15 protein-coding genes are annotated in these 15,301 nt (G+C 68.5%); 9 read left to right on the forward strand and 6 right to left on the reverse strand.

Annotated elements, in window-relative coordinates:
• Window positions 1-56: 56 nt before the first annotated feature.
• From HDA44_RS00255 to HDA44_RS00270, 4 genes are all read right to left on the reverse strand, one after another.
• Window positions 57-1,046, reverse strand: coding sequence for a hypothetical protein (locus HDA44_RS00255; RefSeq protein WP_184830380.1), 990 nt, complete (start codon window positions 1,044-1,046; stop codon window positions 57-59).
• A gap of 52 nt (window positions 1,047-1,098) precedes the next feature.
• A complete protein-coding gene (locus HDA44_RS00260; RefSeq protein ID WP_184830381.1) occupies window positions 1,099-2,061 on the reverse strand; it encodes a hypothetical protein in 963 nt (320 codons plus the stop codon).
• A gap of 98 nt (window positions 2,062-2,159) precedes the next feature.
• Window positions 2,160-3,149, reverse strand: coding sequence for a hypothetical protein (locus HDA44_RS00265; protein WP_184830382.1), 990 nt, complete (start codon window positions 3,147-3,149; stop codon window positions 2,160-2,162).
• Complete coding sequence (locus HDA44_RS00270; protein ID WP_184830383.1) at window positions 3,146-4,219, reverse strand: DUF3866 family protein; 1,074 nt, start codon at window positions 4,217-4,219, stop codon at window positions 3,146-3,148. The genes HDA44_RS00265 and HDA44_RS00270 overlap by 4 nt, the downstream gene beginning before the upstream one ends.
• Window positions 4,220-4,318: 99 nt before the next feature.
• On the opposite strand from HDA44_RS00270, the gene HDA44_RS00275 reads away from it, so the two are divergent.
• Window positions 4,319-5,275: a helix-turn-helix transcriptional regulator gene (locus HDA44_RS00275; protein WP_184830384.1), complete on the forward strand. Its 957-nt coding sequence runs from the start codon at window positions 4,319-4,321 to the stop codon at window positions 5,273-5,275.
• Entirely contained in the window at window positions 5,272-6,243 is a 972-nt protein-coding gene (locus tag HDA44_RS00280; RefSeq protein ID WP_184830385.1) for a helix-turn-helix transcriptional regulator, read from the forward strand. The genes HDA44_RS00275 and HDA44_RS00280 overlap by 4 nt, the downstream gene beginning before the upstream one ends.
• Here the strand turns inward: HDA44_RS00280 and HDA44_RS00285 are convergent.
• Window positions 6,240-7,430, reverse strand: coding sequence for a winged helix DNA-binding domain-containing protein (locus tag HDA44_RS00285; RefSeq protein ID WP_184830386.1), 1,191 nt, complete (start codon window positions 7,428-7,430; stop codon window positions 6,240-6,242). The genes HDA44_RS00280 and HDA44_RS00285 overlap by 4 nt on opposite strands.
• A gap of 164 nt (window positions 7,431-7,594) precedes the next feature.
• On the opposite strand from HDA44_RS00285, the gene HDA44_RS00290 reads away from it, so the two are divergent.
• The 5 genes from HDA44_RS00290 (at window position 7,595) to HDA44_RS00310 (ending at window position 10,828) form a co-directional block, all read left to right on the forward strand.
• Entirely contained in the window at window positions 7,595-7,774 is a 180-nt protein-coding gene (locus HDA44_RS00290) for a hypothetical protein (protein WP_184830387.1), read from the forward strand.
• An 84-nt stretch (window positions 7,775-7,858) separates the two neighbouring features.
• Entirely contained in the window at window positions 7,859-8,152 is a 294-nt protein-coding gene (locus HDA44_RS00295) for a twin-arginine translocase TatA/TatE family subunit (RefSeq protein WP_184830388.1), read from the forward strand.
• Between the two features lie 22 nt (window positions 8,153-8,174).
• On the forward strand, window positions 8,175-8,993 hold the full coding sequence (gene tatC, locus HDA44_RS00300; protein ID WP_238352647.1) for a twin-arginine translocase subunit TatC: 819 nt from the start codon (window positions 8,175-8,177) through the stop codon (window positions 8,991-8,993).
• Between the two features lies 1 nt (window position 8,994).
• Window positions 8,995-9,867 (forward strand): YegS/Rv2252/BmrU family lipid kinase, encoded by an 873-nt coding sequence (locus HDA44_RS00305; protein ID WP_184830389.1) that lies wholly within the window; start codon window positions 8,995-8,997, stop codon window positions 9,865-9,867.
• A 127-nt stretch (window positions 9,868-9,994) separates the two neighbouring features.
• Complete coding sequence (locus HDA44_RS00310; RefSeq protein WP_184830390.1) at window positions 9,995-10,828, forward strand: chitosanase; 834 nt, start codon at window positions 9,995-9,997, stop codon at window positions 10,826-10,828.
• Between the two features lie 65 nt (window positions 10,829-10,893).
• Here HDA44_RS00310 and HDA44_RS00315 read toward each other — a convergent pair whose 3' ends face one another.
• A complete protein-coding gene (locus HDA44_RS00315) occupies window positions 10,894-11,361 on the reverse strand; it encodes a MarR family transcriptional regulator (protein WP_184830391.1) in 468 nt (155 codons plus the stop codon).
• 70 nt (window positions 11,362-11,431) lie between these two features.
• On the opposite strand from HDA44_RS00315, the gene HDA44_RS00320 reads away from it, so the two are divergent.
• Entirely contained in the window at window positions 11,432-12,316 is an 885-nt protein-coding gene (locus tag HDA44_RS00320; RefSeq protein ID WP_184830392.1) for an alpha/beta hydrolase, read from the forward strand.
• A gap of 101 nt (window positions 12,317-12,417) precedes the next feature.
• Window positions 12,418-15,243: a DEAD/DEAH box helicase gene (locus HDA44_RS00325; RefSeq protein ID WP_184830393.1), complete on the forward strand. Its 2,826-nt coding sequence runs from the start codon at window positions 12,418-12,420 to the stop codon at window positions 15,241-15,243.
• Window positions 15,244-15,301: the final 58 nt, after the last annotated feature.

Genomic DNA, 15,301 nt, shown 5'->3' on the forward strand with positions numbered 1-15,301 from the left:
ACCCCGCCAATTCAGGAGTGCTGCCCTCCCACTCCAGGTAGAGCTGGATCTACCGCTCAACCCCGCTCCAGCCCGTTCGCCCGCTCCTGCGGCCGATGCGCCGCGGTCTGCTGAGCAGTAGCCGCCGGGCCGCTCGGACCTGCCAGCGCGTAGTTCTGGACGGCGTACTCGGTGAAGTCCCGTTGGCTCATCGTCATCGCCCGGATGTCGACGTCCTGCATCACCGTCAGCGCCTCGTCGAACACCCGGGCGTGGGCGGCGACCAGCAAGGTACGGATCGTCGCGTCACCACCGCGGACGAACTCCGGTCCTTGGTAGAGGTAGTACGTGGCCTGGACGAATGCCCGGCGCGCCTCCGCGTCCGGCGCCTGGCCGGCCGATCGGCGTTCCTCGAGATCCGCGAGCAGACCGAACGCTTCGGCCTGCAACGTCCACCGATCGGTATGCTCCGCGGTTTTCGTCGCGTAGAGCTCGTCGATCGCGAACGGGATCCCACGCTCGTGGGCCACGGCCAGTCCACGGAGCAGCAGGTTCCCGTTGACACGCCGTTGGTCCGGAAGGTCGATCTGGTTCTGCAGCACCAGACTGTCCGGCGCGTCCGCCGCGAACCGGGCCTCGATGATCGTGCCGATCAGGGCAGACTGCCGGCTGGCCGGAGTCGGGATGCCGTCGGTCAGCCGGCGGGTACTGAAATCGAGCTGGCCGCCGCCCTCGCTGCGGAGCCTGGGTCCGAAGACGCTGGTCCGGGGCTCGTGCGGACCGATCGACTGGTGGTACTGCTCGAGTTCCGAGTTCGGGCTCCGGCCCCCGGCCCGGTGCGCGGTCTCGAAGCGCCACTCGGCCAGGTTCCGGTACAACTGCGCGAAGGCCATGGACCGCTCGGCACGAGTCGCTACCGCACCCAGCCGTTCCCCGAGCCAGGCGACGGATCCGTTCGCGGCCTCAGCCTGAAACCTGGCAAACCCTTCCTGCTGATCCCACTGCCCAGGGTTGTTGGTGACCTTGATCAGCTCCGGCGTCGGAAAGCTGGCGGCGGTGATGAGCATGGTGTGGTAATTATCGCCCAGCCCACCGTGTGAGCAGGCGGATCCGCTGCCTTCAGCCTCGTTCCAGGCCGCCGTTGCGTTGGTGTTGGGTTTCCTGAGCTGGCCGGTCGAGCGTGCCGGTCGTGGTTGGGTCGGGCGCGGGCTGGAGGATTGACTGGTTGCGTTTCAGGTAGTCGTCGAAGGTCTGTTGCCCGGCGACGTAGGCCACCACGTCGATGTCCTGTGGCAGTGCCGGCGGTGCGCCGAAGACCCGCGTGTGCAGTGTTGCCTGGAGCACGCGGAGGGTGGCATCGCTGCCGCGCCGGTACTCCGGACCTTGGTACAGGTAGTACTGGGCCGTCCGGAAGGCTTGCTGGGCCTCTGGGTCGTCGAGCAGATCGGTACGACCAGCGGCCCGCTGCTCCTCCAGGTCGGCCACCAGCCCGAACGCGTCACGCTGCAGTGCGGTGCGGTCCGCCAACTCTCCCGTGACGGTACAGAACGTGCCGGCGTAATGCCCAGGAAACCCGTACTCGTGCGCGAGCTCACCGCGAATCAGGAAATTGCCCCCGATGGTGCTGTCATCGGGGCGGACGACGATGTTCCGCAGCTCAGCGGCGCCGGGCAACTCGGTCTCGAGGCGCATCCGGATGAAGTTCCCGAGCCGAGCTGACAGCCGGCTGCCCGGCGTCGAAGGATCGTCCCCGAAGAGGTGTGCCGCTCCGAACGGGTCCAGGACCGCGCCACGCCCGATCCGGGTCCGGCACAGTTCCGCGGTGGCGCTTGGACCTTCTCCCTCGTCCCGGCGAGCGAGTTGATAACGCCATTCGGCCAGATCGCGGTAGGTGTCGGCGAAGAGCTGCATCCGCTGTGCCTTGGTCGCGGCGGCGTCGAGCAGCGTACTCATCCGGGTCAGCGCCGAATTCGCGGCGGCTGCCTGCAGACTTGCGAACCGCCCTTGCTGATCCCAGACCGCGGGATTGTTGACCCGCTTGATCAGGTCCGGCGTCGGGAAGCTCGCGGCGGAGATGATCATCGTGGCCCTGCCGCGCGGCCGGCTCGGCCCGTTACGTTACTCATAGTTGCCAAGTATCACGCATTGTGCCTGGAGCTGGGCTCGCGGACGGCGGTTCGTCAGCCGCGGTCCAGGCCGGTTGAGCGGCGCTGTGGCCGTGGTGCCGCGGCCTGGTGGGGGATGGTTGGCGTGGTGTTTGGCGGGAGGATCGACTGGTGTGCGGCGACGTGGTCGTTGAAGGCGCGTTGGCCTGCTACGTACGCGATCACGTCGATGTCTTCGGGGAGCTTGACCGGGGCGTCGAAGATGCGGGCGTGTGCTGTTACCAGCAGGGTGCGGATCATCGCGTCGCCGCCGCGGGCGTAGTGCGGGCCCTGGTACAGGTAGTACTCGGCGGTGGTGAACGCCAGTTGGGCGTCCGGGTCGTTGACCAGGTCGATCCGGCCGCTGGCCCGCTGGTTCTCCAGGCCGGCCAGCAGAACGAACGCCTCGCGCTGCAGAACGAGGCGATCTCTCTCGAGGCCGGTGAGCGTGCAGTAGAAGCCGTCGACGGGTTGCGTCATGCCGTACTCACTGGCAGCCGCGCCGCCGCGGAGCAGCGTGTTGCCGGCGATCGTCGAGCCGTCCGGCAGCGCGACCCGGTTCTGGAGTACCTCGAATGCCGGCGCCTCGGACGCGAACCGGCTCTCGATCAGCTCGCCCAGTCGCGCCGACTGGAGGCTGGCAGGTGTCTCGGTACCGCCGACCAGTTCACCGCGCTCCGGGTACATCTGGCTGCCCTCGCTGAGCAGCCCGCGCCCGAAGGAGTCGCGGATGGTGTCGTCCGCGATCGGCCGGTGGAAGTGCTCGACCTCGGAGTTCGGGCGCTGCCCTTCCGTACGCTGGGCCAGCTGGAAGCGCCACTCCGCCAGCTCGTTGTACAGCTTCACGAAGGCCATCGGCCGCATCGCCGGCTCGAGGTTGTCGAGCGTGCGGCCCAATTCGGCGAGCGACTGATTGGCTTGCGCGGCCTGGAGGTCGGCGAAGCGGGCCTGCTGGTCCCACTCGGCCGGGTTGTTCGTCCGCTTGATGCGGGTCGGCGTCGGGAAGCTGGCCGCGGTGATGATCACGTGCGGTCCAGTAGCTGGGCAGCGTGCCGGCCGGCGGCCGCGGCGGCCTCGAAGTAGGCGCGGTCCTCGTCCAGGCCGCGGCCCATGGTGGAGAGCTTCACGGGCGCGTCACGCATCGCGTCGTACAACCCGTCCACGCCGACTCGTACGACCCGGTGGTGTACCTTCAACGGCTCGGCCGCGTCCCGTACCGCGTCGCCGAAGTCACCAGGCAGGTCCGGTACGACGATGTCGGCCGGCTGCAGCGCTACCCGCCCGTACGCGGTCAGACTGTGGTGGGAGATGCCCCGGTGGCGTGGTCGTGGGTCCGCCTCGGAGATCCGCAGCGATGCGACCGCGCGGCCGCCTAGTGTGCCAACCGCGTTGACCGCCTCACCTGACTGCACGCCCGAGAAGCCCCAGCGCGTACCAGTACCCAGATTGCCCGGCCCCTGCGTAATGACCACGACCTCAGCAGCTAGCACCTGTACGGCGGTCAGCAGCCCGGTATGCACAGTCACTGCCTCACGGTCACCGCCGTACGCCTGGCCGACTGTGACTGTCCCACTGAGCCAACCAGCATCCCGCAGCGACGCCACACTCCGGGAGAACGCCAGCGGAAGCGCACCACCATCCGTCATCACGTAAACGACCCGCGTGGCTGGTCTGGCCTCGTACACACCGGCTAGCACAGCTGGAAGAGCTGAATGCAGGTCTGCAACGACCACTGGCGTACCGAGCAGGTCATCCGCGTCACGTAGTACGTCATGGTCCGGGGAGTCCTGTTCGTCGGCACCCATCACCATCGCCTGCAGCGGTGTGTACCGGGCCTTCACCAGGTGGCCATGCTCCGGCGGGTCCTCCGGAAGCCGGTCCGGTACGGCGACCACCAACGCGTACCCACCGGTGCCGAGACCACGGTCGAGCGCGCCGACGTTGAGCAGCACGCGGTCACCAGCCACCGGCGTACCCACCAGCTCCGGGTACGCCAGCGCGCGTACGCTCTGCGCACCGACCGTCACGGTTAGCTCAACCGCCCCGGCCCAGCTCCGCCCGACCGAATCCACCACACCGTCACGCCAACGAATCACAATGTGACCCTAGGCCATCCCTACCCTGATCGAACCCGTGTTCGAAGTTTCCGGGTGGAAAGGCGGGTTTTGGCCGCCCGGAGGCCGTAAGGTGGTCGGGTGTCGGCGCGGAAGAGTGAGCGGCTGCTCAACGTGGTCATCTGCCTCCTGGTCGCGCGCACCTATGTGACCAAGGAGCGGATTCGCGAGGTCGTCGAGGGGTACGCGGGGCAGACCGACGACGCCTTCGAGAAGATGTTCGAGCGGGACAAGGACGAGCTGCGCGACCTCGGCATCCCGATCGAGATGGGCACGATCGACAAGTTCTTCTCCGACGAGGTCGGCTACCGCATCCGCCGCGACGTGTTCGAGCTGCCCGAGGTGCAGCTGGAGCCGGACGAGGCTGCCGTGCTGGGCGTCGCCGCGCGGGTCTGGCAGCATGCGGGCCTGTCCGAGGCGACCACGTCCGCGGTACTCAAGCTGAAGGCGGCCGGCATCCAGACCGATCAGTCGGCGCTGAGCGCGATCGAGCCGCATGTCGGCGCGTCGGAGCCCGCTTTCGACCCGCTATGGGCCGCTGTGGTGGCCCGGCAGGCAGTCCGGTTCCAGCACGTGCGCAGTGGCGCGTCGGAGCCGACCACCCGGACCCTCGAGCCCTGGGGGATCGTGTCCTGGCACGGACGCTGGTACGTCGTCGGACGTGACCGCGATCGGCAGGCGACTCGTATGTTCCGGATGTCGCGCATCGGCGGAGCCGTGAAGACAGTAGGGGAGACAGGGGCGTTCACCGTCCCTGAAGGCACCGATCTGCGCTCACTGGTCACGGAGCTGGCTCCACCGCGCCCGACGTCCGAGGCGAAGGTACGGGCGCGGACCGGGTCCTGTGTGAGCCTGCGCCGCCGCGCCAACGCTATCGAGGCGTACGAGGAGGGCTGGGACCTGCTGCACGTTCCGTACGCGGACTCGTCCGTGCTGGCGGAGGAGATCGCGTCGTACGGCCCCGATGCGGTCGTGGAAGGACCAGGAGACGTGCTGGACGGAGTGCTGTGGCGGTTGCGGACGGTGGCAGGCGCATGAGTAACGCACGTGACCAGGTGCAGCGGTTGCTTGCTCTGGTGCCGTACTTGCGGGAGAACGACGGCGCCCGGGTCGAGGATGTCGCGAAGGAGTTCGGTGTCCGGCCGAAGCAGATCATCGCCGACCTGAAGGTGTTGTGGTTCTGCGGTCTGCCCGGCGCGCAGATGGGCGATCTGATCGAGATCGACATCGAGGCCGCCGAGGGTGACGGCGTCATCCACATCAACAACGCCGACTACCTGGCCCGGCCGCTCCGGCTCGCCGCCGATGAGGCGCTGGCGCTGCTGACCGCGTTGCGGACACTGCGCGAGGTGACCGCCGACGCCGACCGGGACGCGGTCGACCGGGCGATCGCCAAGCTGGAGCGGGCCGCCGGTGAGGCCGCGGCGGCGAGCGAGGGCGCGGCAGCGCACGTACACGTCGAGCCGGCCGCGCCGGAGATCGCCGAGACGGTGAACCGCGGCCTGGCGGCGAAACGGCGGCTGCACCTCACGTACGACGTGCCGTCGCGTGACGAGACCACGGAGCGCGACGTGGACCCGATGCGGCTGGTCGTGTCGGACGGGCGTACCTACCTGGAGGCGTGGTGCCGCCTGGCCGAGGACGTGCGGCTGTTCCGGCTGGACCGGATCGCGGCGGTCAAGCTACTCGACCTACCCAGCGAGCCGTCGCCTGACGCGACGCCGCGCGACCTGTCGAACGGCATGTTCCAGCCGTCCGAGCAGGACCTGCTGGCCACGCTCCGGCTGGCCCCACCGGCCCGCTGGGTCGCTGAGTACTACCCGAACGAGTCGGTCGAGGAAGGCCCGGAGGGCTCGCTCATCGTGAAGCTCCGCGTCGCCGACACCGCCTGGCTCCAGCGGCTCGTCCTACGGCTCGGTGGTGCCGCCACCGTCCTCGACCCACCCGGTCTGACCAGCCAGATCGCAGCGACGGCCAGAGAGGCCCTGTCCGCGTACGAGGACTAGCTCTGGCTGAGTTGCTTCTCCAGTGGTGAGCGGAAGCGTGGGGTGACGCGTACGCCGGCCAGCCACGTGGTCCAGCGGGCTGCCTCTGCCTCGACCATGGACTTGCTGTCCGCGCCGACGTCCTCCAGCAGCTGGTACCGCACTTCGCCCGACTCCGGTTGGCCCCAACCGCCGATGATCTGGCCGTTGCACCAGATCGACGGACCGATGTTGCCGGTGGTGTCGAACAGCTTCGACTTGTGCGTACCGAGGTACCAGTCGCGGTCCTTCCACCCCATAGGCGTCGGGTCGAGTGCAGGCAGGAAGGCAACCCACGGCTCCACCGGTACCTCAGGTGCTTCGTCACCAGGCAGTACGTAGCCCACCTGTCCGTCCAGGTCGACCGCTACCGCTTGCACTGCCACTAGTGCCTTCTTGGTCTGTCCGCCGGTCCAGCCCGACCACCACTGCAGGTCAGCCGCTGTTCCGGGGCCAAAGGATGCCAGCCAGGCACGCGCAAGTCGTACCCGCGCCTCTTCAGCCACCGGCTTGTCGCCGAGCCCGCCGGACAGCCAGTCCGCCGCTGGTGACCACTGGTGCTGGCCGCTCAGCCAGGTGCCCATCGGCCTGCCCCGTACGATCCGCCCGTCCGCGGCCAGCTGGAACAGCACGCGGCTCGTGACGTACGGCTGGGCGGCGTACGTCTTCCCGGTCGCCATGCTCAGCCGCGTACGCAGTCGTGGCTCGTCCGCGGACAGCTCCTGCGCGGTCGCGGAGCCACGGAGCGCCAGTGCGGTCGCGGTCGACTCCTCTACCGCGGCCAGCCATCGCCCGGACGACTCCACGTCATCCGCGACACCAGCCTCGGTCAGATGTTTCACCAGGAGCTTCCGCTGCTTCACCGCGATGTCGTCCGTACACGCCGCCTGCACCACGGGCGCGAACGGTGTCGGTACGACGAACACCGTCCGCCGCATGCCGAGCATCCGGATCAGCGTACGGTCGTCGTACAGCGCACGCTCCGTACCCGCGACGTCACTCCCTGGTACGCGGGCGGCTATACTCAGGTGCACCGTCGCCGGATCGGTGGCATGCAGCGCGACCATCGCCGTGGCGGCCTGCACCGGATCGGCTGCCTGGCAGCCCGCCCCGAGCAAATGCCGCCGACCGAGCCGTGCCCGACGTTCCCCGACCCCGATCCGCACCATCCGTGACCCCTAGTCTCGCCCCAGAACCGCTGTACCAGCGGCTGATCCACCCGCCGGAACACCCCTGCGGACACTCGGTTCTACCATCACGTTCCGGCACCGTTGTCCATTGAGACATACCGCGGGCCGTGGGGGACCGGCAGGAACCAGCTAGGCTCCTGGGTATGTACTGGTTCCTGCTCTTCCTCGCGGTGGTGGCGGTGTGGCTCCTTGTCCTCGCCCTGCTCGCGCTGAAGTTGTGGGGTCAGGGCAAGGCACTGACCCGTGAGTTGGTCGCCGCCCAGTCCAAGCTGGCTACAGCGCAGTCCACTACCGGGCCTGGACAGACCCGTGAAGACGGCTGATTCCCGGCGTAGTATTCGGCCACGAACTCAGGCTCGAGCCCAGAGTTGATGTTGGCAGTGTTTGATGGTGAAAGGGAGATCGACATGGCAGCACCGCTCCTCGGTATGCCCCAAGGCGCAGAGTGGCTCGTGATCCTCGCGATCGTCGTGCTGCTGTTCGGATCGGCCAAGCTGCCGGCCCTGGTGAAGCAGCTGGGCAAGTCCAAGAAGATCTGGGAAGAGGAGGTCGGCCCGCGCAAGAAGGAGGGGGAGCTGACCCAGGAGGCCTCGCAGCCGCCGGCCCAGGTCCAGCAGCCGGTCCAGCAGGCCCAGCCGCAGGCGGCCCAGCAGAACCAGGCGCCGGGCGACGGCCTGCCGCCGACGCACACGGCCAACTGAACAGAACGCCCCACCCGTGTCGATGGTGAAGTTCGGGCGGCGGAAGGACAAGCAGGACCGCCACCCGAAGGACCCAGAGGGTCGGATGACCCTGCGCGAGCACATTGTCGAGCTCCGGAACCGGTTGCTCATCAGCGTGCTCGCGATAGTGGTGTGTACGGTCGCGGCCTGGTTCGTGTACTACCACGCGCTCGCCATCCTGAAGGACCCGTTCGAGACGGCGGTCCGGCCGTTCGCGGAGAACCGGGGCCTGAAACCGCAGCTCACCTTCCAGGGCGTCGGTGACCCGCTGACCTTCCGGATCAAGGTGTCGGCGATGCTCGGCCTGGTGCTGGCCGGACCGATCTGGCTGTACCAGTTGTGGGCGTTCATCGCGCCGGGCCTGCACCGGAGCGAGAAGAAGTGGGCGTACCTGTTCGCCGCGATCGCCGCGCCGCTGTTCGCCACCGGCATCGCGCTCGGCTACTGGACGCTGCCGAAGGGCATCTCGATCCTGCTGGGCTTCACCCCGGACCAGGTCCAGAACCTGGTCGAGCTCGGCAAGTACCTCGACTTCGTGATCCGTACGCTGCTGGTGTTCGGCATCGCGTTCCTGATCCCGTTGGTCGTCGTGCTGCTGAACATGGTCGGTGTGGTGCCGGCCAGCGCGCTGAGCAAGTTCCGGCCGTACATCATCCTGGTGATCTTCGTCTTCGCCGCGGTGGCGACGCCGTCCGGTGACCCGTTCACGATGTGTCTGCTGGCGATCCCGATGACGGTGCTGTTCCTGGCCTCCGAGGTGATCGCGCGGCTGAACGACCGGCGCCGGACCCGCCGTAACGAAGAGCTGCTGGCCGACTGAGGTGAGCAGCCGGATAGCGCTGGTGGTGAACCCCACCAGCGGGCGGGGCCTGGGTGCCCGGATCGCGCCGCTGGTGCGGGAGCGGCTGGCCGCGGCCGGCCTGACCGTCGACGTACACACCACCACCTGCGCCGAGGACGTCGGCCGGATCGCCGCCGAGGTGGTCGCCTCCGGAGCCGACGCGGTCACGCTGATCGGCGGCGACGGCACCGTCCACCTCGGCGCCCAGGTGCTGGCGAACTCCGGGATGCCGTTCGGCGTGATCCCGGCCGGTACCGGCAACGACTTCGCCCGCGGTCTCGGCCTGCCGCTCAAGGACCCGGCTGCCGCGGCTGACCTGGTGGTGGCCGGCCGGACTCGTGCCATCGACCTCGCGGTCGCCAAGGACGAGTTCATCACCACGGTGGTGGCCGGCGGGTTCGACTCGCTCGTCAACAAGCGCGCGAACGCGATGGCCTGGCCGAAGGGCAACGCCCGGTACACGCTCGCGACCCTGGCCGAGCTGCGGACCTTCACCCCGCTGGAGTACGTGGTCACCGTCGACGGTCAGGTGATCGAGACCAAGGCGATGCTGGTCGCGGTCGGCACCGGCCCGACGTACGGCGGCGGACTGCAGATCTGCGCGGGCGCCGAGCTCGACGACGGGCAGCTGGACGTGACCATCATCGAGCCGGTGTCCCGGCTGACCCTGTTGCAGATGTTCCCGAAGCTGTCCAAGGGCACGCACGTCGGGCACCCGGCGGTACGGACCCTGCGCGGCCGATCGGTCCGGATCGAGGCGGCCGGCATCACGGCGTACGCCGATGGTGAGCCGCTGGGCGCGCTGCCGGTCGACATCGGCGTCGCCCCGGGCGCGCTGACCGTCTTCGCCTGAATCCTTCGGCCGCGGCCGCCGGGTTGGGTCAAAACATTCATGACTGAGGTATTTCCAGGTGCGTTCGCAGTCTGATAGGAAAGCTTCCTAACAGTTCATTCCCCTCGGACGCCCCTCGGAGGACGTAATGGAGAACCACCCCACCCGCCGGACCGCGCTGCTGCTCGGCCTGTCCCTCGCCGCCGTCCCGGCCACCGGCCTGGCCGTCTCCCGGTTCGCGCCGGCCGACGCCGCCACCGGCAAGCTGACCGCGACCGGTCTCGACGATCCCGCGAAGAAGGAGATCGCGATGGAGATCGTCTGCAGCGCGGAGAACTCCTCGCTGGACTGGAAGGCGCAGTACAAGTACATCGAGGACATCGACGACGGTCGCGGCTACACCGCCGGCATCATCGGCTTCTGCTCCGGTACGGGTGACATGCTCGACCTGGTCGAGTTGTACGCGAACCGCAAGCCGAACAACGTACTGCAGAAGTATCTGCCGGCCCTGCGCAAGGTGAACGGCACCGACTCGCACAAGGGTCTCGACCCGAACTACACCAAGGACTGGAAGACCGCCGCCAAGGACTCGGCCTTCCAGCAGTGCCAGAACGACGAGCGCGACCGCGTGTACTTCAACCCGGCGGTCAAGCAGGGTAAGTCCGACGGTCTGCGGGCGCTCGGCCAGTTCTGCTACTACGACGCGATCGTGATGCACGGCGACGGCGACGACGCGACCAGCTTCGGCGGTATCCGCAAGCGTGCCCTGGGCAAGGCGAAGCCGCCGTCGCAGGGTGGCAACGAGACGACGTACCTGAACGCGTTCCTGGACGCGCGGGTGTGGGCGATGAAGCAGGAGGAGGCGCACAGCGACACCAGCCGGGTCGACACCGCCCAGCGCGTCTGGCTCCGCAACGGCAACTTCGACCTCAAGACCCCGCTGGACTGGAAGGTGTACGGCGACCCTTACCACATCAGCTAGACCGGGATCTTCGGCCGGACCGGGATCTTCGGCCGGGCGGGGATTTCCCAGGGCGGGGATTTCGGTTAGGTGGTGGTCTTCGGCTCGGTGCGGTCGGTTCGGTGATCGGTCTCGGCGCGCTGCCGCAGCATCGACAGCGACGTGGCGAGTTGTTCGATCACTCCGGCGGGCAGCACCGAGCCGATCCACGTCCGCAGCTCGGCCTCGACCGTCGGCGTGGCCGCGGCGAGGACCTCGGCGCCGGCCGGGGTGAGCTCGAGCAGCGACGATCGGCGGTCGTCGGGGTTGGCGATCCGCCGAATCCGGCCGGCCGCCTCCATCCGATCGACCGCCTTACTGGTCGCGCCGACCGTGATCGCCACCTCGCGGGCGAGATCGAACACCCGCGCGGTGTCCCGGGACGCGATGAAGCGGAGGAACTCGAACTGCCCGAGCGGCAGGTCGTGCTCCGCCTTCAGCCGGGCGTCCAGCACGTTGTAGAGCCGGGTCTCCAGCCGGACCAGGTCCGTGAACACTGCTGTGAGATCAGTCACGGAATTAGATTCCTAGGAATGTAGTTGGAGGGAAGCATATTCCTTGGAATCTATCACTGGGAGCGGGACGATGAGCGCAGCAGAACGAGCAGCAGCACGCGGCATGATGCAGAAGGGCGAAGCCGGCCTCCCGGCGGAGGCACAGCGGGCCGGGTTCGACGCGGTGTTCGCGGAGCGTCCGCTCGGCGCGGACGTGACGCTCGCGGAAAGGACGCTGGGCGGCGTACGCGCGCTGGACGTACGCGTGGAGGGAGCGAACCGCGCGGGCGTGATCCTCTACCTGCACGGCGGGGGCTATGTGGTCGGCTCCGCACGGACCGGGGCGAACCTGGCGGCGCCGTTGTCGCGCCTCAGCGGTGTCCCGGCGGTGTCACTGGAGTACCGCTTGGCGCCGGAGCATCCGTTCCCGGCTGCGATCCACGATGCGCTCGCCGCGTACCGGGAACTGGTCGAGAGCGGGCAGACGGTACTGATCGCCGCCGACTCGGCGGGTGGCGGACTGGCGTTGGCGACGTTGCTGTCCGCGCGGGCGGAAGGGCTGGCGATGCCTGCCGGAGTGGTGCTGTTCTCGCCGTGGACCGATGTAACGCTGACCGGGCCGAGCATCGATACGCGGGGCGAGTACGACCCGCTGTTCAACCGGCCGATCATGGAGGACTACGCCGCGATGTACTTGGGCGGCGCGGATGCGGCGGATGAGCTGGCCAGTCCGCTCCGCGCGGACCTGTCAGGGCTGCCGCCGCTGCTGGTCCAGGTGGGCTCGGCTGAGGTCCTGCTGGACGACGCGCTCCGGCTGGTGGCACGCGCCGCCGAGCAGGAGGTGGACGTCAGCCTGGACGTCGTCGCGGGTGCGCCGCACGTGTTCCAGTACTTCGCGGGCTTCCTGCCGGAGGCCGATGAGGCGCTGGATCGCGCCGCGACGTTCATCAGGCACCGGTTGGCGCTCGTTTTGTAGGTGGCTTCGCATAGATTGGTGGCCATGGGTGAGCGGAGCGAGGCCATCATTCAACAGAGCGAGCTGTGCTCACGCACGCCCGCAGCGAAGCGAGGACGTGGGTGAGCACCCCGTCCGAGAAATATGCCGTGTTCCGCTCGGACCAGGAGCATCCCGCCGTGAAGGAGTTCCGGGGGCTCTACGACTTCGAGCTGGACGAGTTCCAGCTCCGCGCCTGTGCCGCCCTCGAGGACGGGCACCAGGTGCTGGTCGCGGCGCCCACCGGCTCCGGCAAGACGCTGGTCGGTGAGTTCGCCGTCCACCTGGCGCTGGAGCGCGGTCAGAAGTGCTTCTACACGACTCCGATCAAGGCACTGAGCAACCAGAAGTACGGCGACCTGGTCAGCCGGTACGGCGCTGACAAGGTCGGCCTGCTCACGGGCGACAACTCGGTCAACTCCGAGGCACCGATCGTGGTGATGACCACCGAGGTGCTGCGGAACATGCTCTACGCCGGGTCACAGACGCTGCTCGGCCTCTCGTACGTGGTGATGGACGAGGTGCACTACCTGGCCGACCGGTCCCGCGGCGCGGTGTGGGAAGAAGTGCTGATCCACCTGCCGGACTCGGTGTCCGTGGTTTCGCTGTCCGCGACCGTGAGCAACGCGGAGGAGTTCGGCGACTGGCTGGAGACGGTCCGCGGCAACACGGTCGTCGTGCTGGAGGAGAAGCGGCCGGTGCCGCTGTTCCAGCACGTGATGGTGGGGAAGCGGCTGCACGACCTGTTCGCGGGTGAGGCGCCGACCGCCCGGGTCGGCGCTCCGTCGAGGTCGGGCAATCCGGCGAGGTCCGGGAACCCGGCGAAATCGGGCGCCAAGGCCGACCTCAGGGATCTCGTCAACCCGCAGCTGGTCCGGATCGCGCGCGATGACAACCGGATCTTCCGGGACGATTCGCGCAAACCCCGGCGGCGCCGTGACCTGCCGAAGGGCCGGCCCGCCAAAACGCACTTCACGCCGTACCGGTCGGACGTGGTCGAGGAGCTGGACGCCGGGGCGTTGCTGCCGGCGATCTACTTCATCTTCTCCCGCAAGGGCTGTGAGGACGCGGTCGTGCAGTGCCTGCGCTCCGGTCTGCGGCTGACCAAGCCGTCGGAGCGGGACGAGATCAAGCGGGTGGTCGCCGAGCGTACGGCCGATCTGCCGGACGAGGACCTCGGCGTCCTCGGGTATCACGACTTCGCCGAGGCGCTGTCGCGCGGGATCGCGGCGCACCACGCGGGCATGCTCGCCGCCTTCAAGGAGGTCGTCGAGGAGCTGTTCGCGCGCGGTCTGATCAAGGTGGTGTTCGCCACCGAGACGCTTGCCCTGGGCATCAACATGCCGGCGCGCACGGTCGTACTGGAGAAGCTGTCGAAGTGGAACGGCGAGGCGCACGTCGACATCACGCCGGGGGAGTACACCCAGCTCACCGGCCGGGCCGGGCGGCGCGGCATCGACGTCGAGGGGCACGCGGTCGTGCTCTGGCAGCCCGGATTCGATCCGCGTGAAGTAGCAGGGCTCGCGTCGACCCGTACGTATCCGCTGCGGTCCTCGTTCTCGCCGTCGTACAACATGGCCGTCAACCTGGTCCGCCAGGTCGGGCGGACGCGGGCGCGGGACATGCTCGAGTTGTCGTTCGCGCAGTTCCAGTCCGACCAGGCCGTGGTCGGGCTGGCGCGGCAGGTGCAGCGGAACACCGAGGCGCTCGAGGGGTACAAGGAATCGATCGACTGTCACCTCGGCGATTTCCTCGAGTACGCCGCGCTGCGCCGCCGGATCGGCGACCGCGAGGCGTCCGGATCGAAGCGGCGCAAACTCGACCGCCGGATCGAAGCACAGGAGTCGATCGAGAAACTCCGCACCGGCGACATCATCCGGATTCCGGCCGGCCGGAGCGCCGGCTGGGCGCTGGTGCTCGATCCCGGGATGCGGTCCGAGCGGGAAGGGCCGCGGCCGACCGTGCTGACGCTGGACCGGCAGGTGCGGAAGCTGTCGATGGTCGACTTCCCGGCACCGGTCGAGTCGATCGGGGTGCTGCGCATTCCGAAGAAGTTCAACCCGCGTAACCCGCAGCAGCGGCGCGAGCTCGCGCAAGTACTGCGGAACCGGACCGACCTGCTCGGTGAGGACGGCCCGCCGTCGTCGCGTACCCGGGACGCGGTCAGCCATGCGGATGACCCGGAGCTGCAGGAGATGCGGGCGCAGTTGCGCGCGCACCCGTGCCACGGCTGCTCCGACCGGGAAGACCACGCGCGCTGGGCGGAGCGGTACTTCCGGCTGGATCGGGAGAACCGTGACGTACAGCGGAAGATCGAGCAGCGGACGAACACCATCGCCCGCCAGTTCGACCGGGTCTGCCAGGTGCTGGACGCGCTGCACTACCTCGACGGCGACAAGACCACCGAAGCCGGTGACCGGCTGTCCCGGATCTACACCGAGCTCGACCTGGTCGCGGCCGAATGCCTGCGGGTAGGCGTGTTCGACGACCTCACCGTGCCCGAACTGGCCGCGTGCCTGGCGGCGCTGGTGTACGAGTCCCGGTCGAAGGACGAGCCGACTTCACCCCGGTTGCCGCGTGGCGACGTACGCGTCGCGCTCGAACGGATGGGAACCATCTGGCGCGACCTGTCCGCCCTGGAACGGGACATGCGCGTCGACTTCCTCCGCTCCATGGACCTCAACTTCTGCTGGCCCGCCTTCCGCTGGGCCTCCGGCGCCTCCCTCGCCGAAGTCCTCTACGAATCCGACCTGGCCGCCGGCGACTTCGTCCGCTGGGTCAAACAACTCATCGACCTGACCGAACAAATAGCCGACGCCGCCGGCCCCACCCCCCTCCGCACCACCGCCCGCACCGTAGTAACCGAACTCCGCCGAGGCGTAATCGCCTACGCCACCGTCGTCGACTGAACGAGGTGCCAATGGACACCGCTCCGCGGCGACAGCCTTTCCAGCCGCCTCCGGCGGC

This window comes from Kribbella solani (genome assembly GCF_014205295.1).
GTDB classification, from domain to species: domain Bacteria; phylum Actinomycetota; class Actinomycetes; order Propionibacteriales; family Kribbellaceae; genus Kribbella; species Kribbella solani.